The organism is Streptomyces sp. NPDC056224 (assembly GCF_042267665.1).
Classification (GTDB): Bacteria; Actinomycetota; Actinomycetes; order Streptomycetales; family Streptomycetaceae; genus Streptomyces.
In genome coordinates this window covers 251,857-274,688 of record NZ_JBHJTK010000006.1, presented here as the reverse complement: position 1 = coordinate 274,688, position 22,832 = coordinate 251,857, and the positions used below count along the sequence as shown (strand labels likewise).

General features: G+C 73.6%; 19 protein-coding genes. 5 read left to right on the top strand and 14 right to left on the bottom strand.

What is annotated here, in order from left to right:
• Positions 1 to 6: 6 nt before the first annotated feature.
• On the bottom strand, positions 7 to 2,337 hold the full coding sequence (locus ACFCZ1_RS11800) for a molybdopterin oxidoreductase family protein (protein ID WP_376678218.1): 2,331 nt from the start codon (positions 2,335 to 2,337) through the stop codon (positions 7 to 9).
• Positions 2,334 to 3,494 (bottom strand): MFS transporter, encoded by a 1,161-nt coding sequence (locus ACFCZ1_RS11795; protein WP_376678217.1) that lies wholly within the window; start codon positions 3,492 to 3,494, stop codon positions 2,334 to 2,336. Before ACFCZ1_RS11795 ends, ACFCZ1_RS11800 begins: the two co-directional genes overlap by 4 nt.
• 169 nt (positions 3,495 to 3,663) lie before the next feature.
• Between ACFCZ1_RS11795 and ACFCZ1_RS11790 the strand changes: the two genes are divergently transcribed.
• The 3 genes from ACFCZ1_RS11790 (at position 3,664) to ACFCZ1_RS11780 (ending at position 7,446) form a co-directional block, all read left to right on the top strand.
• Positions 3,664 to 4,734 carry a MerR family transcriptional regulator gene (locus tag ACFCZ1_RS11790; RefSeq protein WP_376678216.1) on the top strand — a complete coding sequence of 357 codons (1,071 nt, stop codon included), beginning with the start codon at positions 3,664 to 3,666 and terminating at the stop codon, positions 4,732 to 4,734.
• Between the two features lie 197 nt (positions 4,735 to 4,931).
• Complete coding sequence (locus ACFCZ1_RS11785; RefSeq protein WP_376678215.1) at positions 4,932 to 6,083, top strand: low temperature requirement protein A; 1,152 nt, start codon at positions 4,932 to 4,934, stop codon at positions 6,081 to 6,083.
• A gap of 115 nt (positions 6,084 to 6,198) precedes the next feature.
• Complete coding sequence (locus ACFCZ1_RS11780; RefSeq protein WP_376678214.1) at positions 6,199 to 7,446, top strand: cytochrome P450; 1,248 nt, start codon at positions 6,199 to 6,201, stop codon at positions 7,444 to 7,446.
• A 135-nt stretch (positions 7,447 to 7,581) separates the two neighbouring features.
• Here ACFCZ1_RS11780 and ACFCZ1_RS11775 read toward each other — a convergent pair whose 3' ends face one another.
• Positions 7,582 to 8,076: a DUF5949 family protein gene (locus ACFCZ1_RS11775; RefSeq protein WP_376678213.1), complete on the bottom strand. Its 495-nt coding sequence runs from the start codon at positions 8,074 to 8,076 to the stop codon at positions 7,582 to 7,584.
• A gap of 57 nt (positions 8,077 to 8,133) precedes the next feature.
• Positions 8,134 to 8,787, bottom strand: a complete 654-nt coding sequence (locus tag ACFCZ1_RS11770; protein WP_376678212.1) for a hypothetical protein — start codon at positions 8,785 to 8,787, stop codon at positions 8,134 to 8,136.
• 154 nt (positions 8,788 to 8,941) lie between these two features.
• Here ACFCZ1_RS11770 and ACFCZ1_RS11765 point away from each other — a divergent pair, with 154 nt between their 5' ends.
• Positions 8,942 to 9,388 (top strand): DUF6299 family protein, encoded by a 447-nt coding sequence (locus ACFCZ1_RS11765; protein WP_376678211.1) that lies wholly within the window; start codon positions 8,942 to 8,944, stop codon positions 9,386 to 9,388.
• Positions 9,389 to 9,481: 93 nt separating this feature from the next.
• On the opposite strand, the gene ACFCZ1_RS11760 is transcribed toward ACFCZ1_RS11765, so the two are convergent.
• The 5 genes from ACFCZ1_RS11760 to ACFCZ1_RS11740 all read right to left on the bottom strand — a co-directional run bounded on the left by ACFCZ1_RS11760 (position 9,482) and on the right by ACFCZ1_RS11740 (position 14,855).
• Positions 9,482 to 9,649, bottom strand: a complete 168-nt coding sequence (locus ACFCZ1_RS11760) for a hypothetical protein (protein ID WP_376678210.1) — start codon at positions 9,647 to 9,649, stop codon at positions 9,482 to 9,484.
• Between the two features lie 71 nt (positions 9,650 to 9,720).
• The gene (locus ACFCZ1_RS11755) at positions 9,721 to 11,799 is read right to left on the bottom strand and encodes a SpoIIE family protein phosphatase (RefSeq protein WP_376678209.1); all 2,079 of its coding nucleotides are present in this window, start codon (positions 11,797 to 11,799) and stop codon (positions 9,721 to 9,723) included.
• A gap of 23 nt (positions 11,800 to 11,822) precedes the next feature.
• Positions 11,823 to 12,083, bottom strand: coding sequence for a hypothetical protein (locus tag ACFCZ1_RS11750; RefSeq protein ID WP_376678208.1), 261 nt, complete (start codon positions 12,081 to 12,083; stop codon positions 11,823 to 11,825).
• Between the two features lie 12 nt (positions 12,084 to 12,095).
• Positions 12,096 to 13,418, bottom strand: a complete 1,323-nt coding sequence (locus ACFCZ1_RS11745) for an NAD(P)-binding domain-containing protein (RefSeq protein WP_376678258.1) — start codon at positions 13,416 to 13,418, stop codon at positions 12,096 to 12,098.
• Between the two features lie 54 nt (positions 13,419 to 13,472).
• A complete protein-coding gene (locus ACFCZ1_RS11740) occupies positions 13,473 to 14,855 on the bottom strand; it encodes an ATP-grasp domain-containing protein (protein WP_376678207.1) in 1,383 nt (460 codons plus the stop codon).
• Positions 14,856 to 15,149: 294 nt separating this feature from the next.
• Here ACFCZ1_RS11740 and ACFCZ1_RS11735 point away from each other — a divergent pair, with 294 nt between their 5' ends.
• Positions 15,150 to 16,655 (top strand): glycoside hydrolase family 26 protein, encoded by a 1,506-nt coding sequence (locus tag ACFCZ1_RS11735; protein WP_376678206.1) that lies wholly within the window; start codon positions 15,150 to 15,152, stop codon positions 16,653 to 16,655.
• A gap of 5 nt (positions 16,656 to 16,660) precedes the next feature.
• On the opposite strand, the gene ACFCZ1_RS11730 is transcribed toward ACFCZ1_RS11735, so the two are convergent.
• From ACFCZ1_RS11730 to ACFCZ1_RS11710, 5 genes are read right to left on the bottom strand one after another with little or no spacing between them, the layout of a single operon-like run.
• Positions 16,661 to 17,803 (bottom strand): GNAT family N-acetyltransferase, encoded by a 1,143-nt coding sequence (locus ACFCZ1_RS11730; RefSeq protein ID WP_376678205.1) that lies wholly within the window; start codon positions 17,801 to 17,803, stop codon positions 16,661 to 16,663.
• The gene (locus ACFCZ1_RS11725) at positions 17,800 to 18,693 is read right to left on the bottom strand and encodes a lipopolysaccharide biosynthesis protein (protein ID WP_376678204.1); all 894 of its coding nucleotides are present in this window, start codon (positions 18,691 to 18,693) and stop codon (positions 17,800 to 17,802) included. The genes ACFCZ1_RS11730 and ACFCZ1_RS11725 overlap by 4 nt, the downstream gene beginning before the upstream one ends.
• Before the next feature lie 53 nt (positions 18,694 to 18,746).
• A complete protein-coding gene (locus ACFCZ1_RS11720) occupies positions 18,747 to 19,979 on the bottom strand; it encodes a glycosyltransferase (RefSeq protein ID WP_376678203.1) in 1,233 nt (410 codons plus the stop codon).
• On the bottom strand, positions 19,976 to 20,752 hold the full coding sequence (locus ACFCZ1_RS11715; RefSeq protein WP_376678202.1) for a polysaccharide deacetylase family protein: 777 nt from the start codon (positions 20,750 to 20,752) through the stop codon (positions 19,976 to 19,978). The genes ACFCZ1_RS11720 and ACFCZ1_RS11715 overlap by 4 nt, the downstream gene beginning before the upstream one ends.
• Positions 20,742 to 22,823 (bottom strand): lipid II flippase MurJ, encoded by a 2,082-nt coding sequence (locus ACFCZ1_RS11710; RefSeq protein WP_376678201.1) that lies wholly within the window; start codon positions 22,821 to 22,823, stop codon positions 20,742 to 20,744. The genes ACFCZ1_RS11715 and ACFCZ1_RS11710 overlap by 11 nt, the downstream gene beginning before the upstream one ends.
• Positions 22,824 to 22,832 lie beyond the last annotated feature (9 nt).

Sequence of the window (22,832 nt, the reverse complement as noted above, 5' to 3'; positions counted from 1 at the left end):
GGCGGGTCAGCTCCTCTCCGCCGTCCCGCGGCCCTGCGGGGCCGTGGGCGGCAGGGGGTCCGTGCGCGAGACCTGGGTCTCCGGATAGGCCTCGTGGCCGGGGGCGGTGGGCGGCGCGGGAACCTCGTCGATCCGCTCGGCGGCCTCGATCCGGGCGGCGCAGACCTTGTACTCGGGGATCTTCGAGCGGGGGTCGAGGGCATCGATGGTGAGGACGTTCGCGGCCGCCGGGACGGGCCAGTGGTACGGGACGAAGACGGTGTCGGGGCGGATGGCCTCGGTGACCAGGGCCGGGAAGACCGCGGTGCCGCGGCGGGTGACCACCCGGACCGGATCGCCGTTGCGGAAGCCGTGCGAGGGGTGGACCTCGACCCAGGGACGCGGGGTCTGTTCGACGAGGGCCCCCAGCCGGCGGGTCTGGTTGCCGGAGAGGAAGTGCGCGACGGTGCGGCCGGTGGTGAGGGAGAGGGGGAACTCCTCGGTGTAGGCGTCCATGGGCGGATGCCATTCGACGACCTGCATGTGGATCTTGCCGTCGGGGTGGTAGGTCCGGCCGTTCTCGAACAGCCGGGGGGTGCCCGGGTGCTCGGTGGAGGGGCAGGGCCAGGCGATCCCGCCGGTCTCCTCCAGCCGCTCGTAGGTGATGCCGTAGTAGTCGTTGACCGTGCCGGCCGAGGCGACGCGCAGTTCCTCGAAGACCTCGCGGGAGCCGGGGAAGTCGAAGTGGTGCCCGGCGCCGAGGCGCCTGGCGAGCTCGCAGATGACCCAGGTGTCGGTGCGCACTCCGGCGGGGGGTTCCTGGGCCTTGTTGTGCTTGACCACCCGGGCCTCGGCGTTGGCCATGACGCCTTCGTCCTCGGCCCAGGTGGTGACGGGGAAGACGACGTGGGCGTTGGCCGCGGTCTCGGAGAGGAAGAAGTCGAACTGGGCGTGGAACTCGGCGGTGTCGTAGCCGTCCTTGACCACCGCGTAATGGGGCAGCGAGACGAAGGGGTTGTTGCAGATGCCGATGAGGCCGCGGATCTCCTTCCGCTGCATCTGCCAGACCATCTCCATCATGGAGGTACCGGCGCCGGGGAGTTCGGACTCCTCGATGCCCCAGATCCGGCAGATCTGGGCCCGGTGCTCCGGGTTGGTGATCGAGCGGCCGCCGGGGAGGAGGTCGGACTTCTGGCCGTGTTCGCGGCCGCCCTGACCGTTGCCCTGGCCCGTGATGGTGCCGTAGCCGGCGCCGGGCTTGCCGATGTTGCCGGTGGCGACGCACAGGTTGATCACGGAGAGGCAGTTCTCGACGCCCTGGGAGTGGTGCTCGATGCCGCGGGCGTGCCAGGCCATGGCCTTGCCTGCCGCGGCGAAGACCCGGGCGACCTGGACGATCTGTTCGGCCGGGATCCCGCAGATCTCGGCGGAACGGGCGGGCGGGTAGTCGGCGACGGTCTGCTTGACCTGCTCCCAGCCGGTGGTGTGGGCGGCGAGGTAGGCCTCGTCGGTGAGGCCCTCGGCGACGATCACGTGCAGGAGGGCGTTGAAGAAGGCGGAGTCGGTGCCGGGTTTGAGGGCGACGTGGATGTCGGCGGTGCGGGCGATGGCCGTCTCACGCGGGTCGACGACGATCAGCGAGGCGCCGCGGTCCCGGGCGCCCCACAGGTACTGGGTCATCACGGGGAAGCACTCCCCCACGTTCGACCCGGCGATGAGCAGGCAGTCGGAGAGGAGGATGTCGGAGAAGGGGTTGCCGGCCCGGTCGATGCCGAAGGCGAGCTTGTTGGCTCCGGCGGCGCTGACCATGCACAGGCGGCCGTTGTAGTCGACGTGCTTGGTCTTCAGGGCGACCCGGGCGAACTTGCCGACCAGGTACGTCTTCTCGGTGAACAGGCTGGCGCCGCCGAGCAGCCCGAAGGCGTCGTTGCCGTAGGCCTGCTGGATGCGGCGGACCTCGGAGACGGTGAAGTCGAGGGCCTCGTCCCAGGAGACCTCCCGGAACTCCTCGTCCCGGGAGCGGCGCATCAGCGGGGCCGTCAGCCGGTCGGGGTGGTTGACCTGCTGGTAGGCGTTGATGCCCTTGGGGCACAGCCGCATCCGGTTGATGTCGTGGTTGCGGGGCTCCACGCCGAAGACCTTGCCGCGCTTGTCCACGCGCAGGTACATCCCGCACTGCACGCCGCAGAAGCAGCAGTGGGTGGGGACGAGGGTCTCGCCGTTCTGGTCGGCGTGCCACCGGTCGGCGGGGATGCCGCCCGCGTCGCGGAAGTTGCGGGTGCCGGGCGGGGCGATGGACGGGTCGATGGAGACGGGCACGGGTCGGGACGCGGCCTCGACGGGGTCGGCCTCGGTCACTTGAAGCCCCTCTTGACGTGGGTCAGGTAGGCGTTGCCGCGCAACACCCGCTTGCAGCGCGGGCAGTATTCGGCCCAGGCGTCGAAGTCGAGCTTCAGGTCCTTCATCGTGCCGCGCAGGTTCTCCACGTACGGGGCGGTGTCGATGGGCTCCTCGCAGCGCTTGCAGGCGAAGACCTGATCGTCCTGGCGGGCCGTGTACTTGAAGAGCTGCATGCCGACGGCGGCCGGGCGCTGGACGATGTGGAAGAACTTGCCGAACGGGATGTAGATGAGGGTGAACACCACCGACACCATGTGCAGGATCGCGAGGAACTCGTAGCCGCCGCCGTGCAGGAAGATCGACGAGAAGGTCAGCAGGAGCCCGGTCACGGAGATCACGATCAGGCAGATCAGCGGCAGCAGGTCGTAGGCGAAGCGCTGGCCGGTGATGGCGCCGCGGTCCTTCATCCGGCGCCACAGGAAGTACGAGGCCCCGGGGATGACCAGTACGGCGGCGACGTCCAACCCGTGGAACATCAGCCAGCCGAAGAAGCTCAGCGAGTCGAAGCCGAGGACCTTGAAGCCCCAGATCCGCATCTCGTAGCCGGGGCCGGAGCCGCTGCCGGAGGTGAAGGTGAACCAGCCCCAGGTCAGCGGGAAGGTGATGAGCGCGGCCAGGATGCAGCCCCAGAAGATGAGCTGGTGGGCGGCCCAGCGGGCGTGGGAGCGGGCGCCGAGGAACTTCTGGAAGCCGAGGTAGGTGGCGATCATCCTCGGCAGTGCGGTGGGCGCCCTCTTGAAGTTCTCGGCCGAGAAGAAGCTGCCGAAGCCCTGTCTGAGCAGGCGGCGGGCGCCGGGCGCGGAGACCCAGACCGTGTACCGGTAGGCCACGCCGAAAGCCAGGAAGACGGTGGCGACGGCGTACGGCAGCAGGGCCGAGTCGAAGTCGCGCAGCAGCCGGCTGCCCAGCACGATCGCCGCGATGAGCACGAGCGATACGACGGCGCCGGCCAGGGTGGCCCGGGCGGTGACGGGCCGTCGTGCCGCGGGCGCGGTTCCCGGGTCCGACGGGGTCCCGGCGGTTCCGGCGGCGCCGGGGGCCTCGGCGCCGCCGGGGGGCCCGGGGGGCCCGGGGGGCGGGGGCGGGGCGTCAAGGGCTTCTGGGGGCTCGGGCACAGCACCACGCTAGGTGGTCTGCACCGATTCAGCCCGTTATGCCGTATCGGTGGCTACGCCGAACGGAGTCAGCCGGCCCGCGGCCCCCGTGACGGGAAGACCGGATCCGCGGGCCGGCGTTGACCCTCGACCAGGTACAGGGCCCAGAGTGCGGGGTGTGGAGAGCGAGATGCGCAGTATCGGGGAAATGGCCCGGGACAGCGGGCTGAGCGTGAGTGCCCTGCGGTTCTACGACGGTGCCGGCGTGCTGGTCCCGGCCCGGGTGGATCCGGTGAGCGGCTATCGCTGGTACGCCCCCGGGCAGCTCGACGAGTCCCGGTTGCTGGCGCGGCTGCGCCGGGCGGGCATGCCGTTGGCGGACATCAGGCTCGTGCTGGCCGGCTGGTCCCGTGCGGACACCGACCTCGTGCGGAACCTGCTCCAGGGGCATCTGCGCCGCCTGGAACTGGGGCTGTCCGACGCCCGGGCCGAGTTCTCCACGATCCGAGCGCTACTCGAACACAGGGAGAACCCCATGGCTTTGCCCCGTACCGCCACCATCCGGTCGGCTGTCTCGGCACCCGAGCTGGCCGCCGCGCTGGACGCGGTCCGTTTCGCGGCCAGTACCGATCCCGAGCTGCCGGTGCTCGGCGGTGTCCTGTTCGACATCGAGGGCGAGGCACTCCACGTCGTGGCCACCGACCGGTACCGGATGGCCGTCGCCCGAGCCGGTGTCGACGGGCACGGTGGTCCCCGCGTGCAGGTCGTGGTGCCGTCCCCGCTCGCCGACGCGATGCGGGCGCTGTTGAGTGACGACGGGTCCGTCCGGCTCACCGTGGACGGTGACCGCGTGGTCCTGGAGACGGGCGACCGCCAGGCCGCCGGCCGGTGCCTCGATCACGACTTCCCCGATTACCGCCGTCTCCTGCGCCTGCCCGCGGACCGGCGCCGTGCCCTCGTCGACGTCCCGGCCCTCCGGGAGGCGGTGGCAACCGGTCCCGTCCGCGCGAGCGAGGAGTGCGAGCAGGGCCTCAGCGTCCTCAAGGTGACGGCCGACGGCGCCGTCACCGTCTGCGAAGACGGCGACGACGGCCCGGACGACGTCGCCGTCAACCGGGACTTCCTGCTGGATGCCCTCACCGCGGGAGCCTCGGACCAGCTGGTTCTGGAGTTCGGCGCCCCCGACGCCCCCCTGGCGATCCGCCGCACCGACACCGAGGACACGTTTTCGCTCCTGATGCCCGTCCGCCTGGGGAACTAGTGCGGTGACCGGCAAGGTGTGCCGGCCCGCCCCGCCGGCCATGCCCCGTCCGCGCCGCCCGCGCCGCCTCGATGGTGCGGCCGGGCCGGACTGCGCCGGATGCCGTGCGGTCGGCAGGACCAGGTCCTGCCTCCCGCACGACGTCCGTCCAGCGCGTCCGGCCCGCCGAGGGCGCGTCCTCTGGTGTGCTGGCCTGCATGGCCTACACCCCCATGACCGCCCGCAGCCGCGACGAGGACCACCGCGCGGCCACCCCGCTGGAGCTGTTCTTCGACCTCTGCTTCGTCGTCGCGGTCGCGCAGGCCGGTGCCCGGCTGGTGCACGCGCTGGCGGAGGGCCATCCCGGCACCGGAGTGATCGGGTACTTCTTCGTCTTCTTCGGCGTGTGGTGGGCGTGGATGAACTTCACCTGGTTCGCCTCCGCCTACGACGTCGACGACGTGCCGTACCGGATCGCGACCCTCGTACAGATCGCCGGTGTGCTCGTCTACGCGGCCGGGGTGTCCCAGGCCTTCGACGAGAACGACTGGACGATCGCCGTCATCGGCTACGTCATCATGCGCGTGGCCCTGACGGCGCAGTGGCTGCGGGCCGCCGCCGGGGAGAGCGGCGAGGCGCGGACGGCGGCGCTGAAGTACGCGGCCGGGCTGGTGATCTGCCAGGTCGGATGGGTGGCGCTGCTGTTCGTCCCGGACGACGCCAAGCGCTGGCTGTTCCTGGTCCTGGCAGCCGCCGAGCTGCTCGTCCCGGTGGTCGCCGAGCGCGGGCACCAGACGCCCTGGCACGCCCACCACATCGTGGAGCGGTACGGCCTGTTCACCATCATCGTGCTGGGCGAGACGATCGCCGCGAGCACGGTGGCGGTGCAGTCGGCGATCAACGAGCACGAGGCGCTGGGGCATCTGCTGCCCATCGCCGCCGGCGGACTGCTGATCGTCTTCGCCGCGTGGTGGATCTACTTCGCGGTGCCGATGCACGAGCGCCTGACCTCCAACCGCGAAGCCATCCCCTGGGGTTACGGCCACCTGCTGGTCTTCGCCTCGGGTGCGGCGATCGGTGCGGGCATCGAGGTCGCGGTCGAGCACACGGTCGGCACGGCGCACATCTCACAGCTGTCCGCCAACGCCGCCGTCACCGTCCCGGCGGCACTCTTCCTGTTCATGGTCTGGCTGCTGCACTCCCGCCACTTCAAGCGGGGGCCCGCCCAGCAGCTGACCATCCCGCTCTCCGCCACCGCGATCCTCGCCTGCACCTGGACGGGCCCGTACGCGGTCCTCTACGCGGGCCTGGTCGCGACGGCCACGGTGGCCATCGGCGTGACCCTGGCCACCAGGTCCGCCCCGGCATGAGGCGCCGGGCCCCGGGGGCGGCGCCCCCGGCAACGGCGCCGCACCGAACCGTCACTCCCGCACCGCCGCCGCCGTTCTCCAGCGCAGGACGACGCCCAGCAACTGGAGGCATGCCATGACACTCCCCGCACAACGCCAAGGCACCGGCCCCGGAAGGGAACTGGCCGAGCCGGGCTTCTGGCAGCAACCGCCCTCGCACCGCCTGGCGGCCTTCGCCCGCCTGCGCGCCCTGGACTCCCCCGTCTTCGTCCCCGAGGGGAGCGGCCACTGGGCCCTGGTCCGCCACGCCCAGGTACAGGAGGCGAGCCGGCTGCCCAAGGTCTTCGCCAGCGCGCCCGGCGTGACCACCCCCGAACCCGCCCGCTGGGTCCGCGCCCTGTTCGGGGACTCGATGGTCAACCTGGACGGCCCCGACCACGCCCAGCTGCGCAAGATCGTGCAGCGGGCCTTCACGCCCCGCCTGCTGGCGGCCGCCGAGGAGGACATCCACGCGGTGGCGGCCCGCATCGTGGACGACGTACTCGCGGACGAGCCGGACGAGTTCGTCTCGGCGGTGGCCTCCCGGCTGCCCCTGGAGGTCATCTGCAACATGATGGGCATCCCGGAGCACTACCGGGCGGAGATCGCCGACCGCGTCAACCACGCCTCCGAGAACATCGGCGTGGAGCGCGGTCTGGCGGCCCGGCTGCGGATGCCCGGACGCGGCCTGAGGGCGCTCGCCAGGATGCAGCGGATGGTGGCCGGCATCGGACGGGAGCGGCGCAGGAATCCCACGGACGATCTGATCTCGGCCCTGGTGTGCGCGAACGTCGACGGCCAGGCCCTCGGCGCCCGGCAGCTCGGCGCCTTCTTCTCGCTCCTGATGGTGGCCGGAGTGGAGACGACCCGCAATGCGATCACGCACGGGCTGACCCTGCTGACCGACAACCCCGACCAACGGGACCTGCTGCTCGCGGACTTCGAGAAGTACGCGGACGGCGCGGTGGACGAGATGATCCGCCACTCGACGCCGATCATCCAGTTCCGCCGGACGGTGGCCGCCGAACACACCCTGGACGGGCACCTGTTCGAGCCGGGGGACAAGGTGGTCCTGTACTACGCCTCCGCCAACCGCGACGAGACGGTCTTCCCGGACCCCGACGCCTTCGACATCACCCGCTCGCCCAACCCGCACCTGGGGTTCGGCGGCGGCGGTCCGCACTTCTGCCTGGGCGCGCACCTGGCCCGGGTGGAGATGAAGGCCCTCTTCCGCGAGCTGCTGACCCGCCCGGTGGGTCTGCGCGCGGTGGGGCTGCCGGATCTGGCCGGGTCGAACTTCGACAACCGGGTCCGCTCGCTCAGGTTCGCCTTCGAGCGGCCCTGAACACGAGGTCCCCGCACCGGGGGCCCGCACCGGGGGCCCGCACCCGGGACCCGGGGGCCCGGACACACGGGACCGGCCGCCGGGCAGGCTGGGAGCCCGGCGGCCGGAGCGGGGGGCGGCGGGCCCGGTACGCGGCTACTGCTGCAGGCTCTGCACCGTGATGACGCAGTGGGCGCTGCTGGTCAGCACTTCCTCGTCACCCGCGAACGCCTGGAGGACCTCGGCGGACACCGGCCGGCCCGGGACGGCCTCGGCCCAGGGCCGCGTGGCGAAGAGGAAGTACGCCTGACCGCTCTCACCGGCCGCGGCGACCCACTCGTCCGGGGCGGTGCAGGTCGCGTTCAGCCCGGGCAGGGTCAGCGCGATCTGGTTGCCCGCGAGCAGGATCTGCACCGCGAAGGTGCGCGGGCTGCGGGTGCCGTCCATGACCACGTCGCCGATGGGCAGGCCGATCTCCTCCAGGAGCCCGCGGGCGGCCTCCTCGCTGGCCTTCTCGCCCTTCGGCCCGTCCCCGAGGGTGTAGGCGAGGAGGTACGGGATGTCGTGGCCTTCGGAGGGGTCGCCGATCCAGGCGAGCACCGACAGGGTGCCCAGCACGGACCGGTCGATTTCGGCTTGAGTAGAAGTCATGCGCCGCACCCTAGCCGTCTGCCGCCCGGCCTTTTCACGGCCTTTCACCCGGGCGGGCTAGACGGCCCAGAATCCCGTTCCGGAATTCGCCTGCATGTTCGCGTCCTGGTACTGGAGGCGCACAATGCGCGCGTTTTCCGGGATTTCGAACACCACCCATCCTTCGGCCCGCTCACCGACCGCGAGGGAATCGAAGACGAGTGGTTTGCCGGTCGTCAGTTCACCGGTGGGCACCACCGGGTGGCGCTGCCCCGCGCTGTCGTGCGCCCACATGCGTCCGAGCGCCCCGTACGAGGCCCCGCCCACGTTGACGAACGACATCGAGGCGGCCACCCAGCGCTTGCCGGCCGGCGGGGCGAAGTTCTTCTCCACGCTGACCGCCGGGTCCACGTACGCACCCAGCACGGCCTGCAGGTGCCGGCCGATCTGGCCGCCGTGTACCCGTACGGCTTCACCTACGTGGGCATCCTTCGCCGCGGTCCGGGCGGGGGCCCCCTCCGCGCCGGGCGCCCCGTCGTCCACCGCACCGCCGTCCACCGGGACGGCGGGCGCCGCGGCGGGGGCGAGCGCAGCTCCCTCGGACGCGCTCTGGCAGGCCGTGGCGCCCAGCAGGAGGAGCGGGAGGAGGGCGGCGGCGAGGACGGGGCGGCGGAGCGGGAAGCGGACCGGGGGGCGGGCGGAAAAACGGGCGGGAACGGCGGACTGGCGCATGCGGGATCCCTTCGGGGGATGTATTGCGGCCAGTCTCACGCGCCCGAGCGGGCAATTGCACACACCGACACGAGTGTGGGAAGACAGTTGCCGCCCATATGCCAGCACAATGCGTTCCGACGGATTACCGCCACCGCTTCCACCAGGAGGAACAATGCGCACCATCGGTCGCCGACTGGCCCTGACCGCCTTCTCCGCACTGACCGCCGCCACGGTGTTCACGGGCTCGGCACAGGCCACCGTTTTCGACCAGGGAATTTCCGTACAGCCGTACGGTCACATTTCCAAGGACGGTACGGTCACCCTTTTCGGCACCTACCACTGCACCGCCCCGTCACCCATGGGGGCGAAGCTGCAGATCGCGGCCGCCGTCGTCCAGGACGGCACGCGGCTCGCCTTCGGCGGCGGCGAGGCGGACTGCGACGGGCGGGAGCACGAGTGGCGGGCCTCCGGCTCGCTCCGGTTCACCCCGGCCGTGCACCCCGGCCCGGCGCTCGCCGAGGCCCAGCTCAACGAGATCCACTTCTCGGGCCTGATGCCGCGCTCCATCGACACGGTCGCGGAGGACCGCCAGGAGATCCGCCTGACCGCCCGCCCCTAGGGCCAGGGCCAGGGCCGCAACAAGGGGCCGGTGGGGCCGCAAGGGGCCGGTGGGGCCGCGGCGGCCGAGGGGACGTCCGGCCGGTAGCCGCCGCTACCGGCACTCGGGCGCGACGCCGGTCATCGACATGAACGCTACCGCCTGGCAGCCGGGGTCCGCGTGCGGCCGCCCCGTCGTCCGGTCCACGACCGCATGCACTCCGGCGGCCAGCAGGAGCACGGCCAGGACGCCCGTCACGGCGCCCCTGCTCAGCCTGCGCACAGCACGTTCCGTTCCATGGTTCGCATCATCCCCCCGCCCCCCGCACCCCACAACTCGACGTGACGGCGCGCTCACCCCGCGCTCCGGGGGCTGCCCGCCGCGTCGAACTCGCACCACACGGCCTTGCCGTCGCCCCGGGACTCCACGCCCCAGTGCGTGGCCAGCGCGTCCACCAGCAGGAGCCCCCGCCCCGTGGTCGCGGACTCGCCCGGAGTGCGCCGGCGCGGCCACACGCTGGAACGGTCCTTGACCCACAGCCGGATCCGCCGGACCGGCTCGGGCAGCACCTCCATGGTCAGCACCGCCCCGCCGTCGGTGTGCAGGAGGGCGTTGACCAGCAGTTCCCCGGCCGCCAGCTCCACGTCGTCGGCGAGGTCCGGCATGCCCCAGTCGCGCAGGGCCTGGCGCAGCGCGTAACGGGCCTCCGAGAGCCCTTCCGGATCGGCCTGGTGGACGTACTGGTGGATGCGCGGCGCCCGGTGGGTGCCCGGGTCGGGGGCCCGGCGCAGCACCAGCAGGGCCACGTCGTCACCGGAGCCCCAGCGCTCCCAGAGGCGGTCCAGGAGGTGGTCGGCGAGCGCCCCGGCCTCCTGCGGGCCGCTGCGCACCACGTGGGCGAGGGCCTCCATGCCCCGACTGATGGCCGTGCCCGGCTCCTCCACCAGGCCGTCCGTGCACAGCACCAGCGTCTCCCCGGGTACCAGGTCTAGGCGGGTCTCGGGGAACTCCTCCTGCTCGAAGACGGAGGCCAGCCCGAGCGGCAGGCCGCCGCGCACGTTGGGCCAGCCCGTACGTCCGTCGGTGTGCCGGATCAGCGGGCCGAGGTGGCCCGCGCGGACGGCCCGTACGCCGCCGCTCTCCAGGTCCACCTGGGCGTACATGCAGGTCGCGAAGCGCTCGGTGTCCAGCTCGGCGAGGAAGCGCGAGGCCCGCGCCAGCACGGTGGACGGGGGATGGCCCTCCCCCGCGTAGGCCCGCAGCGCGATCCGCAGCTGGCCCATGATGGCCGCCGCGTGCGTGTCGTGGCCCTGTACGTCGCCCACCACGATGCCGACCCGGTCGCGGGGCAGCGAGATCACGTCGTACCAGTCCCCGCCGACCTCCCGCCCGCTCCAGGCGGAGTGGTAGCGGACCGCGATCTCCCCGCCCGTGATCTCGGGGATCCGGCGCGGCAGCATGGCGGCCTGCAGGCCGGTCGCGAACTCCCGCTCCTGGTCGAAGAGGAGCGCCCGCTGAAGCGACTGGGCCACGATGCCCGCCAGACCCAGGCAGAGGTTCTTCTCCTCCGGGCTGAACTCGGTGCGCCGCCGGTAGAAGAGGACCAGCCCGCCGATGGCCTTGGCCTGGGCGATCAGCGGCAGATAGGCGGCCGCGTCGTACTGGATCCGGTCCAGATAGTCCCCGAGCAGCGGGAACTCCTCGCCGAGTGACGTGAGCGAGGTGACGAAGCGTGCCTGCCGGGTGACCACCGCGTGCGACAGCGGCAGTGTTCCGTCCAGCCGGGTGAGGTTGCGCTCGCTGAGGATCTCCAGCGTCTCCCCGCTCATCGCGATCATCTTGATCGCGCCGCCCTCGACGAGCCCCAGGGCCAGCCCGTCCGCGCCGAGCCGCTCCAGGGCGCCCGCCCCGGTCAGCGCGGCCGTGACGTCGTCGACGGTCACCGCCCGCGAGAGGGCCTCGGTGGTCCGCTGGACGATCGTCGCCTGCTGGGCCCGGGCCGTCTCCAGTTTGCGCAGGAGCGTGGCCTGCGCCAGCTCCGCCGTCGCGTCCCGCACGATCCCCAGGATCCGCCGCGGCCGCCCCTCCTCGTCCCGGATCACCCGGCCCTGGGTGTGCGTCCACTGGTCGCGGCCGTCGCGCCGCTGCACCGTGAAGTAGGCGCCGTACGTCTCCCCGCCGCTCTCCAGGACGGCCGCGACGCCGTCGCGCAGCCGGACGCCGTCCTTCGGCGAGATCCGCCGCCCGAGCCCTTCCGGGGTGCCGTCGTACTCCTGCGGATCCAGGTCGAAGACGACCGTCCCGGCCTCGTCCAGAATGAGCGTGCCGGCGTCCAGGTCCCACTCGAAACTGCCCATGCCGTTGAGCGCGAGCCGTTCCCCGGGCCCGGTCACGGGGGACTGCCGGCCCTGCTCGGGGCTTTCGCGTTCCACCGCTGCCAAGAGACTCACACCACCTAACGGCCGGGCCAGTACGGCTGGGAGACCAGCCGCTCCCACTCCTCGTCAGGATGACCGGGAAGGGTGCGTCCGGCCTCCCTCCAGCGCTTGACGAGGGAGAGGTAGATCGGGGGCTGGGCGGCGGGGGAGGCCGCCGCGTAGGGGGCACGGTCGTACCCGGTGGGCCTGGCCGCGGCGGGCCTGGCCGCGGCGGGCTGTTCCCCGCGGCTGGCGGGAATGCGTACCCAGCCGCGGCCCTGTGCTCGCTCCGCGCTCATCGCGGACCCCTCTCACCGCGTCTCACCGCGGATCTCACCGCGGATGCCTCCTCGGATGCCCGGCCGCGGCCCCCGGCGGTCCCCCGGACCGGGTCCGGGGGAGTACCGGACCTCACCGGTGGAACCCGACAGCGGGCCCCGGGCGCCGAGGCGCCTTCGGACTCCTCCCACCAGTCTCCCCGCCGTGAACCCCGCACCGTGCACGAATCGCATGGAAGGGCCGAATGAGGGAGCCGTCAGCAGCCCCGCGAAGAACAGTCCGGGCCACGAGGACTCGAAGCCGGGGCTCAGCTCCGGCGTCCCGCTCTCCCCCACGGTCTCCAGGGCGGCCCGCAGCCCCGCGTCGAGCAGCTCCAGCCGGTCCAGGTCCGGGGTGAAGCCGGTGGCCGCGATGACGTGCGAGGTGTCCAGGACCACGGACTCCCCCGCCCTGGTGGTCAGTCCGAGCCGGGTCCGCCCGCCCACCGCCACGGCCCGGTGCAGGTGGTGCCCGAGCAGTACGGGAACGCGCCGCTCGAAGCGGTCCCGCAGCCACCAGGCGCCGGCGGGGCCCAGCGCGGTCTCCGCGATCCGCTCCCGGGTGGCCGCGGGCAGCCGCCGGACCGCCCAGGGCAGCTCCGACCAGACCCAGCTGCGCCAGCCGGTGCCGAGTCCGCTGTGCGGATCGCGCAGGGCCTGCAGCCGGGGCCTGGCCAGGGGCTGCGGCACGGTGTTCCAGGTCAGCCGGGAGCGCCGGGCGACCAGGCACGGCCGGGCCCCCTGCTCGGCCAGCAGGGCGGCGGTCTCCAGGGCCGCCTGCCCGGCGCCGAGCACGGCGACCTCGCGGCCCGCGAAACGGGTCAGGTCCCGGTGGCCGCTGCTGTGCGAGGAGTGGCCGGGCGGCAGCTCCCGCAGCGCCGGGGGAAGGCGGACGAACGGCATCACCCCGACCGCGAGGGCGACCGTGCGGGTGAGCAGCGGCGGTCCCTCGGCGGTGCGGACGAGGAAGCCGTCGCCCTGCGGGGTCACCTCCGTGACGGTCACCTCCTCCACCTCGGGCGCGGCATGGCGGGCGAACCACATCCCGTACGCACTGAACGTGCCGATGGGCAGCGGAGTGCCGTGTTCCGCGACCAGTCCGCGCGTGGCGCAGTAGTCGGCCAGCGTGTACCGTCCGCCCGGCGCGGACAGGTTGGAGGACCAGGGCTCCGACTTCAGGTACATGCCCTCGGGCATGTGGTCGCGCCAGGACGCCATGGGCCGCCCCAGCAGCCGTACGTCCAGCCCCGCGCCCGCCGCGTGCGCGGCGATCGACAGCCCGTACGGGCCCGCGCCGACCACCACGAGATCGTCCATCCGCGTCACGGCCGTTCCTCCAGCTCCATGGTCATCGGCCCGGACCGGGCGGGGTCAACGGGTCACCAGCTCGTCCGGCTCCGCGGAAGCCTCCGGCGGCACGGGCCGGGCGAGCGCCGGAGCGGGCTCCGGCTGCTCGCGGCCCCGCTGGCGGGGTGCCCGGACCACCGCACGTGCCGTGCGCCGCCCCTGCGCGGGAACGCCCCGCAGGGCGCGCGCGCCCTTGCCGAAACCGCGGCCGAGGAAGGCGCCGAGCATCGCGAGGAAGGGCAGCGGGTCGTCGGAGGCGAACCAGGCCGTCTCGACCCGCCCCCGCTCGGCCTTCGGCAGCGGCCGCGCCGTCCGGGCCCACCCGCGCCCGCCCGGATGCGCCGCCGCGGACGCCGTCCCCGGGCCGGCCGGCGAAGGCGCCGCGCCCGGCTCCGGCGCGCCCGGCTCCGGCGGACCAGGATCCGGCGTGCCCGCCCGGCCCGCCCGCTCCGTCCGGCTCACCGCTTGACGGTGCGGCAGGGAGCGGCCGCGTACCGCCGCCAGCAGCGCGTAGTTCTCCGCGACGAACACCCGGCCCGGCCCGCCCGAGGGCGCCGGGACCTGCTGGCCCGTCAGATCCAGGTACATCGCCTGTACGACGTCCAGCCCGGCGGCGTCCGTGAACAGCCGGAACTGCGCCCCCGGGCGGGGGTTGAAGTCCACGAGCCGGAAGGTGCCCCGCTCGTCCCGGCGGAAGTCCAGGTCCAGGATCCCCTGGTAGCCGAGGCGTTCGGCGAGCCTCAGCCCCGCCTCCTCCACCGCCGGATCCGGCAGCCAGCGCCCCACCGCCGTCAGCCCCGTGCGCACCGGCCAGGACAGCTCCTTGCGGCCCGACCCCACGAGCAGCGGATGCCCGCCGCGGGCGAAGGCGCCGTGGAGGAACCAGTCGGTGTCCGGCCCGGCCGGCAGGAACCGCTGGAGCAGCAGCCGGCTCCCGGCCTCGGCGGAGCGCTCGTACAGCCGCCGCGCCTCGGCGGCGGTGTGCAGCAGCGTGGTGCTCCGCAGCCCGCCGGACCCGGCCGGCAGCAGCCAGGGCCGGCTCCACTTGGCGACCACCGGCAGGCCGAGCCGCCAGGCCGCCTCCGCCGCCTCGGCACCGCTCGCCGGGACGACGGTCTCCGGGTGCGGGATCCCCCACCGCGCGCACAGCCGCGCCAGCTCCGCCTTGTCGGCCACCCGGGCGGGCAGGTTGTCGGGCTGATGGGGGATCCGGAAACGGTCCGTCAGCATCGGCGCCACCCGGGACACGGCGATGGCGCTCAGATCGTCCATGGCGACGAGAACGGCCGGCCGGCCGATCCGCTCCGACACCCCGGTCAGGCACTCCAGCAACGCCTCGGGCGCCTCGGGGTCCAGTCCGCCGGTCGGCCCCGGGTGCACGGCGCGCAGATACCTCGACCGAGCCATCGGTCCTCCCCCGGCCTCGACGACGGCATGTACCTCCACGCCTTCGCGGCCAAGGGATCTGACGGCGCCAAGGGTTCCGTGGTGGAAGGGATTGCGATCGAGTCTGAGCAGAACTGCGGGCACATGGTTGAGATACGCGTGCATGGCAACGGTGTCTTTCACCTAGTCGGACCAAGCGGGGATGGTGCGCAGCTGCGAATGGCCTATGCAGCCCTCACCGGACAGGCCATTCGTCAGATCTGATGTCTAACGTCTTCTGCAAGCACACCGATTCAGGAAAGCCCGGGAGACGCCATGCCCACACCACGCCGCCGACTGGCGAGCACCTGCATCGGTACGGTCACGGCCGGACTGCTCGCCACCGGGGCCGCCCTCGCGGAACCCGAGAGGGACCGGGCCCAGGGTTCGGACATCGCCATGGGCGCCTACCTCGACTACGGCCCGAACGGCGTGGCCCGGATCCCCCACCTGTCGCGCTGGCTGGGCGGCAAGGAGATCCGGGTCGGACACACCTACCTGCCCGGCGACCGGTGGGCGGGCATCGAGGGCGGCGTCTCCTTCCTGGAGAGCTGGGCGCAGTGGCGCCGGGCCCGTGACGACCGGATGTTCGTCCTCAACGTGCCCATGCAGGAGCGGAACGAGGAGCGGCTGTCCGACCGCCAGGTGGCCCGGCTGATCGGGGCGGGCGCGTCGGGGCAGTACGACCTGCACTTCAAGAGGCTCGCCGCGCGGCTCGTGGACCTGGGCGTCCCGGACACGGTGATCGTGCTCGGCTGGGAGATGAACGGCACCACCTACTCCCACCGCTGTGGGCCGGACCCGGAGAACTGGAAGGCGTACTGGAGGCGCGTCGTCGCCTCGATGCGCTCGGTACCCGGTCAGGAGTTCCTGTTCGACTTCGCCCCGAACAGGGGTAAGGACGCCATCGGCTGGACCTCCTGCTACCCCGGCGACGACGTGGTCGACATCATCGGAATGGACTCGTACGACCAGGGGCCCGGCCGTGACTTCGACGAGCAGATCACCCAGCCGTACGGACTCCAGCATCAGGTCGACTTCGCGAAAGCACACGGCAAGGAGATCTCCTACCCGGAGTGGGGGTTGTACCGGCGCGGGGACAACGCGGAGTACGTCCGGCGCATGCTGAAGTGGATCGGGGAACACAAGCCGCTGTACCACACCATCACCGACTACTGCCCGCACGGCGTGTGGCAGTGCAAGCAGAACCCGCAGTCCGCCAAGGTCTTCCGCAAGACGCTGAGGGAGGAGAAGCCCGGCCCGGTGATCCCGACCCCGGTGGTGCCCACGCCCGTGGTGCCGACCCCGGTCGTCCCGACCCCCGTGGTGCCCACGCCCGTGGTGCCGAGCCCCACGGTCCCGACCCCGCAGGTCCCGACGCCCGAGGTCCCCAAGCCCTCGCCCGAGGTCCCCGAGCCGACACCGACGCCCGTGCCCTCGCCGGTGGTTCCGACCCCGGTGGTTCCGACCCCGGTGGTTCCGACCCCCGAGCTCCCGACACCGACGCCGTCCCGGGTGCCGACCCCCGTGCCGTCCCCCGTCGTCCCGAGCCCGGTCGTCCCGAGCCCGGTCGTGCCGAAGCCCGAGCCCGCGACCCCCGCACCGACCCGGACCCCGACCGCGCCGCCCCAGCCGCTGCCGGACCCGCCGACGCCGCCGGTCAACAGCACGCAGTGGTGCATCCCGCTCAACTTCGGCGAGTGGCTCTCCAAGCTGGTCGGGAAGCAGTCGGTCTGCGTCACGGTCGACTGGGGCGAGGGCTCGGGCTTCTGGCCCTTCTAGCCGGGTCATCGCACCCGCAGTTCGTTGAGCCGCGCCCGCCAGTCCCGGGCGGCCGGCAGCGCCTCCCGCAGCGCGTCCACCGCCCGCTCGCGCCCCGTCACCTGCGACTCGTGCAGCCGCAGCAGGGGCGCGAGCGCGCTCGTGGCCAGCAGGAACCGCTGGTTGACCACCGTCTCGGGCCGCCAGTGGTTCTTGTACGGCTCGTTGCCGCGCAGGAAGCTCACCACCGGCCGGCCGTCGGCGAGCGCCCGCCCGGCCTCGTAGCGCAGCAGCAGCGTCGACACGTCCACCTTGCGCGCGCGCAGGTCCGGATCGGCGCCGTACAGGTAGCCGCCGCTCAGCCGTGCCGACAGCAGCGTGACGTTGGCCGCGACCACCTTCCCGTCCAGCCGGAACTCCGTCAGCCGGCCCTCCCCCGCCCGCACCATCCGCCGGGTGGCGCGGGTCAGGTGCTCGGCGAAGCGGGGCCGCAGGTGCTCCGGGGTCACCCCGCGGCCGCGCCACTGCTTCTCGTGCAGCCGCAGCAGGGTCCGTACGGCGCGCGGCACTTCCTGCTCCGTGACCTCGTGCTCCTCGATCCCGGCCGCGTCCGTCTTGCGGAGCTTGGCCCGCACCCGCTGGGCGCCCGAGGCCGGCATGCGCTTGACCAGCTCGTCGAAGGGAAGCGTGGGCAGCTCCATGCAGGTGGAGTCGGTGAGCTTGGCGCGGGCGCCGGTCCACGCCTCGTACACCGCCTCGGCGGCGGCCCCGGGGCGCACCTCGCGCAGGTCGACGACGGCGCCCCGGGCGGCCCGGTGCAGCCCCCGGGCCAGGGCCGGAACGACCTGGTCGGCGTACTCGGCGGCCACGAGCACGTCGGAGTAGTCGGTGATGGGGCCGCCGAGCGGCACCAGCAGCGGCAGCGGCCGGTGGACGAGCATCAGCGCGGCCGCGCCGACCAGCTGCTCGCCGCGCCGCACGAGGACGATCCGGAGCCGGCCCTCCTTGCCGTACGACAGCCACCAGGAGTGCAGCCAGGCGTGGCTCTGGAATGGGGTGGCGGTGGGGCAGGCGCGCAGGAGCCGGTTCCACGGCTCCTCCAGCGCGGCGAACTGCCGGGGGTCGCGGCACAGCGTCACCGACAGAGCCCCGGCGGAGCCCGGAGTCATCGCACGGACTCCTTCTCCTTGGCCGAGTTCGGCTCACTCTGCGCGGGGAGCGAGGCGTACTCCTCGACGACCGGCTGACCGCTCTCCCGGCGGCTCTCCGAACCGCCCTGCGAACCGCTCTGGGAACCGCTCTGGGGACCGCTCTCGGGACCGCCCTCCTGCTCCTCCCTGCGGCGGCCGGGCCGGGCGAGCAGCCACAGCCCGCCGAGCAGGCCACCGGCGCACATGCCGACGGCGCCGCTGATGGGGGCGGACGGGGAGGCCGGGTCGCCCGGTGCGACGGCCTGGTTGAAGAGGAGCAGCTGCACACCGGTGTTCTTGGCGGCCTGATTGCTGCTCAGCGACAGCGCGTCGGCGACCGCGTTGGCGATGTCGGCGGCCTCGGCGGGGCTGGTCGACGTACCGGTGATGGCGATCATCGGGGACTCGGGCGAGGTCTCGGCCCGCACCTGGGTCCGCAGCTTCCGGGCGCCGATGCCGGCGCGGGGCTGGGCGTAGGCGAGGGTGGAGCTGCTGGTGGCGATGCGGGCATAGGCCTGGGCGAAGCCGAGGGCGGTGGCCGGCTCGGTGGTGTCGTCCGGCACGGCGACGACGTAGCTGGTCGCGGCGTACTCGGGCGCCTTCAGCACCCCGTACGCCCCGCCCGCGGCCAGCCCGAGCAGAGCGCACGCGGGCAGCGGCCACCACACGGGGGGACGCCTGAACCGCCGCCGCTGCCGCTTCCCGGGCTGCCGCTTCCCCGAGCGGTGGTCGGACTTCTTCTCGGGCCTGTCCTCGGCGTACTTCTCTGCGTGCTTCTCAGCGTGCTTCTCGGCGTGCTTCTCGGCGTGCTTCTCGGACTGCTTCTCGGACTGCTTCTCGGACTTCTTGTGCTCGGCGGTGTCGGCCATGTTCGTACTCGCTTCCTGAATGAGGTGCGGGGTCCTTCGGGCGGGGGTGGGGATCAACGGGCGTCGGCGCCGCGCCTCCCGGCGGCGGCGGCCGGGGGAACGTGCGGCGCGGGGTCCGGGGCGCGGTCCCGGGGGGGCCGGGCGGAGCCCCGCGGCGGCGCGGCCGAAAGGGCCAGGTCGTAGACGTCCAGCAGCTGCCGTGCGCTGCGCGCGATGTCGTAGCGCCGGACCACCGGCGGCGGCGGCAGCCGGCGCGCGCCCGCCTCCATGTGCCCGCGCAGCGCCGCGAGCAGCTCCTCCGTGCCGGTTCCGATCCGCCGGGCCCCGGGGGCCTGCGCGGCGGGCAGGTCGTCGATGGCGGGGCAGGTCACGTGCAGCACCGGGAGCCCGGCTGCCAGCGCCTCCACCACCGCCAGGCCGAAGGCCTCCTCCCGCGACGGCGAGACGAAGACGTCCATGGCGGCCAGCAGTGCCGGGATCCCCGGGGTGCGGCCGTCCGCGCTGTCGCCGAGCGGGTCCCGCTCCCCCAGCAGGTGGATCCGGCTCTGCGCGCCGAGCTCGGCGGCGAGCAGGCGCAGGGCGGCGCGCTCGGGCCCGTCCCCGGCCAGCAGCAGGTGCGCCCCCGGCAGCGCGGCCACGGCCCGCACCAGGACGTCGAACCGTTTGCCCGGCACCAGCCGGCCGACCCCGCCGACCACGAAGGCCCGCTCGGGCAGCCCGGTCCGGGCCCGGGTGGCCCGCCGTACGCCGTCGTCGAAGCGGAAACGGACGGCCTCGATCCCGTTCGGTACGACGTGCACCCGCTCGGCCGGCACCCCCCACGCCTCCAGCCGGGCGGCTACGGTGTCCGAGACCGCCACGGTCGCGGCGCCCAGCCGCTCACTGGCCAGGTACAGGGCGCGCACCCCTCCCGACAGCGGCCGGCCCTCGATCTCGCCCTCGCCGAGGGAGTGTTCGGTGGCCACGGTCGCCCCGGCGCCCGCCAGCCGGGCCGCGAGGCGCCCGTACACGCAGGCCCGGTACAGGTGGGTGTGCACGAGGTCGTACCGGCCGCGCCGGATGAACTTCACCAGGCGCGGCAGCGCCCGCAGGTCCCGGTTGCCCGTCATCCCGAGGTGCACGACCCGGACCCCGTCGGCGCGCAGCCCCTCGGCCACCGGCCCGGGGTTGGTCAGCGTCAGCACGTCGCAGCGCATCGGCATGTGCCGCAGCAGCAGCCGCAGTTGCTGCTCGGCTCCGCCGACCCCGAGCCCGGTGATGACGTGGAGGGCCTTGACGTCCTTCACCGCAGCACCGCCCGCCGCAGCTCCCGCGCCTGGTGGCGCAGTCGCTTGACCCGCAGCCGCGCGCCTCCGTCGGCCTGGCTGACGTGCGTACGGGGCAGGGCGTACGGGCCTTCGAGCCGCCCGGGGTCGATGGCGCAGGCGTACCCGTACCCGGCGGCGCGCGTCGCGGCGACGACCCGGGCGTCGAGGTGCCCGTACGGGTAGCAGAACCCCTCGGGCAGGGACCCGGTCAGCTCGCGCAGCAGGTCGCGGCTGCCCCGCAGCTCCTGCTGGAGCACGTCGTCGGGGGCCGCGGTGAGGTCCTGGTGGAGCAGCCCGTGGGAGCCGACCTCCTGGCCGGCCTCGGCGACCTCGCGGATGCCCTCGGCGGTGAGCAGGGACTTGCGCGGCCCCAGCGGGTCCCACACGTTGTCCACGCCGAGCCGCCCGGGCAGCACGAACAGGGTGGAGGTGCAGTCGTAGCGGCGCAGCAGCGGGAGCGCCCGGGTCAGGAAGTCGGTGTAGCCGTCGTCGAAGGTCAGTCCGACCAGCCCGGCCGCCGTCCCGGCCGCCCGGGCCCGGAGCAGCTCGCCGACCGACACGCCCCGCAGGCCGCGGTCGCGCAGCCACTGCAGCTGGGCCTCCAGGGCGTGGGGCGTGACGGTGATCCCGTACGGATCCTCGGCGGGGTCGGTGAATTCGGCGACCGAGTGGTACATCAGGACCCACGGCGAAGCGGTCCGGCGGGCGGGGACCACCACGGCGGCGGGCGCCGTGTCGGTGTCAGCGGTCATTGCGGAACCTCTGCGTGAACTGGGAGGAGAACTGGGCGATCTGACCGGGCAGGGCGGTGACTTCGAGGGCGCGTATGGCCACGCCGGTGGCTCCGAACATGGCGGGGACCAGCAGGCAGCCGAGGGCGGCGCTGAGCATCGGGTCGGGAACCATGGGCCCGGCGATCCAGCCCGTGGCGCAGGCGCCGGCTGCCGCCACCCCGAGCCGGGCGATGCTGACGGCGACCCGGCGGACGTGGATCGCGATGATCCGCGAGCCGAGGCCGGTGAGCAGCAGGACGGCGGTCGTGGTGATGCCGGCCGCGTTCGCGGCGGCGATGCCGTAGGTGCCCCACCAGCCGACGGCGAAGGCTCCGGCCACGATGTTGACGAGCAGTCCGGCGCCCATCGCGAGCGCCGGGAACCAGGTGGGCCGGGCGGTCGAGAAGAAGGGCCGGGACAGTGCCCCGACGAGGCAGTGGCCGAGGAGTCCGAGTCCGTAGACCCGCATGACGGAGGCGGTGGCGAGGGTGTCGCGGTGGGTGAAGGCGCCGCGTTCGAAGAGGACCTCGATGATCTGGGGGGCGTAGCCGATGACGAGTGCGCTGCCCAGGAGGACGGCGAGGGCGGCGAGGGCGAGGTCCTGCTCGACCCTGCGCCGGGCCTTCTCGCGTTCCCCGCCGGCCATCGCCTGGGCGACGACGGGGAAGGTGACGGTGCAGATCATCAGGGAGAGCACCATCGGCATCTGCGCGACCTTCTGCGCGTAGTTGAGGTGTGAGATCGCCCCGGGCGGCAGGGAGGCGGCGAGGAACCGCTCGACGAGCACCTGCGACTGCCGGAAGACGGCGAAGAAGATCACCGGGGCGATGAGGCCGAAGGCGAGGAGGGTGGGGCGGTCGCGGTCGCGCTGGCTGCGCGGGGCCCCCTTGGCCCGGGGCGGGCCGAAGCCCACGTCGCGCAGGAAGGCGGGCAGCTGGACGAGGACCATCAGCAGTCCGCCGGCCGCGACCCCTGCGGCGGCCGCCCGCACGCCCCACAGGGCGTGCAGCGCGACCATCGTGCCGATGATGCCGATGTTGTACGAGACGTAGATCGCGGCGGGCGGCACGAAGGAACGGTGCGCGCGCAGCGCCGCGCTGAAGTATCCGGCGAGGCCGAAGGAGATCACGGTCAGGGCCGTCATGCGGGTGCACTGGACGGCCAGTTCGGGATCGGGCAGACCGGGTGCGAGCACGGCGACGACGAGCGGCGCGGCCACGATCAGTACGGAGGCCACGGCGGCCAGGAACACGGCGAGCCGCGGCAGGGTCGCCGCCACGAGCAGCCGTACGGGGTCCTGCGCGCGGGCCTCCCTGCGGGTGAGCCCGGCCCGGATGACCGCCCGCCGGGCCAGGGCCTGGCTGAAGGCGGGCACCATCAGCAGCGCCATGGCGTCCTCGATGAGCAGCGTCGAGGCCATCTCGGGGACGGTCCAGGCGATCAGGAAGGCGTCGCTGTCGTGCCCGGCCCCGAAGAGGTGCGCGATGGTCTGGTCGCGCACCAGCCCGAACACCGCCCCGGCGGCGGTCAGCCCGGCGGTGACGGCGGCGGCCCTGGCCAGGAACCGCCCCAGTGGTGCCGGTCCGCCGTTCCCGGGGGCGGCGGGCGCGGCGGGCGCGGCGGGCGCTCCGCCCGCGCGGTGGGCCCCGCCGCGGGACGCGCCGGCCCGTCGGCGCGTCCCGGCGGATCCGGGGGACCCGGCGGATGCGAGGGACCCGCCGGATCCGGGGAGCGCGCCGGATCCGGGGGGCGAGCCGCTGGTGGCGTAGGCCGCCACCCGCACGCGTCCGCGCCCGGCGGCGCCGGGTACCGCTCCGGCGATGAAGCCGGGGTCGGTCGGAGGCGGAACCGCCTCGGCCCGGGCCGTCCCGCCCGGCCCGGGCTCGTCGCCGGAGCCGGGCAGCGCCGCGCCGCCGCCGCGGACCGGCGGGGGGCCGAAGACGAGGCCGGGATCCGGCGGCACCGGGGGCCGGGCGGGCAGGAAGGGGTCCCGCAGCGTCCCCGGGGCCGGATGCCGCAGGCTGCCGGGATCGGCGGGGCCGCCCGGCACACGGGCAGG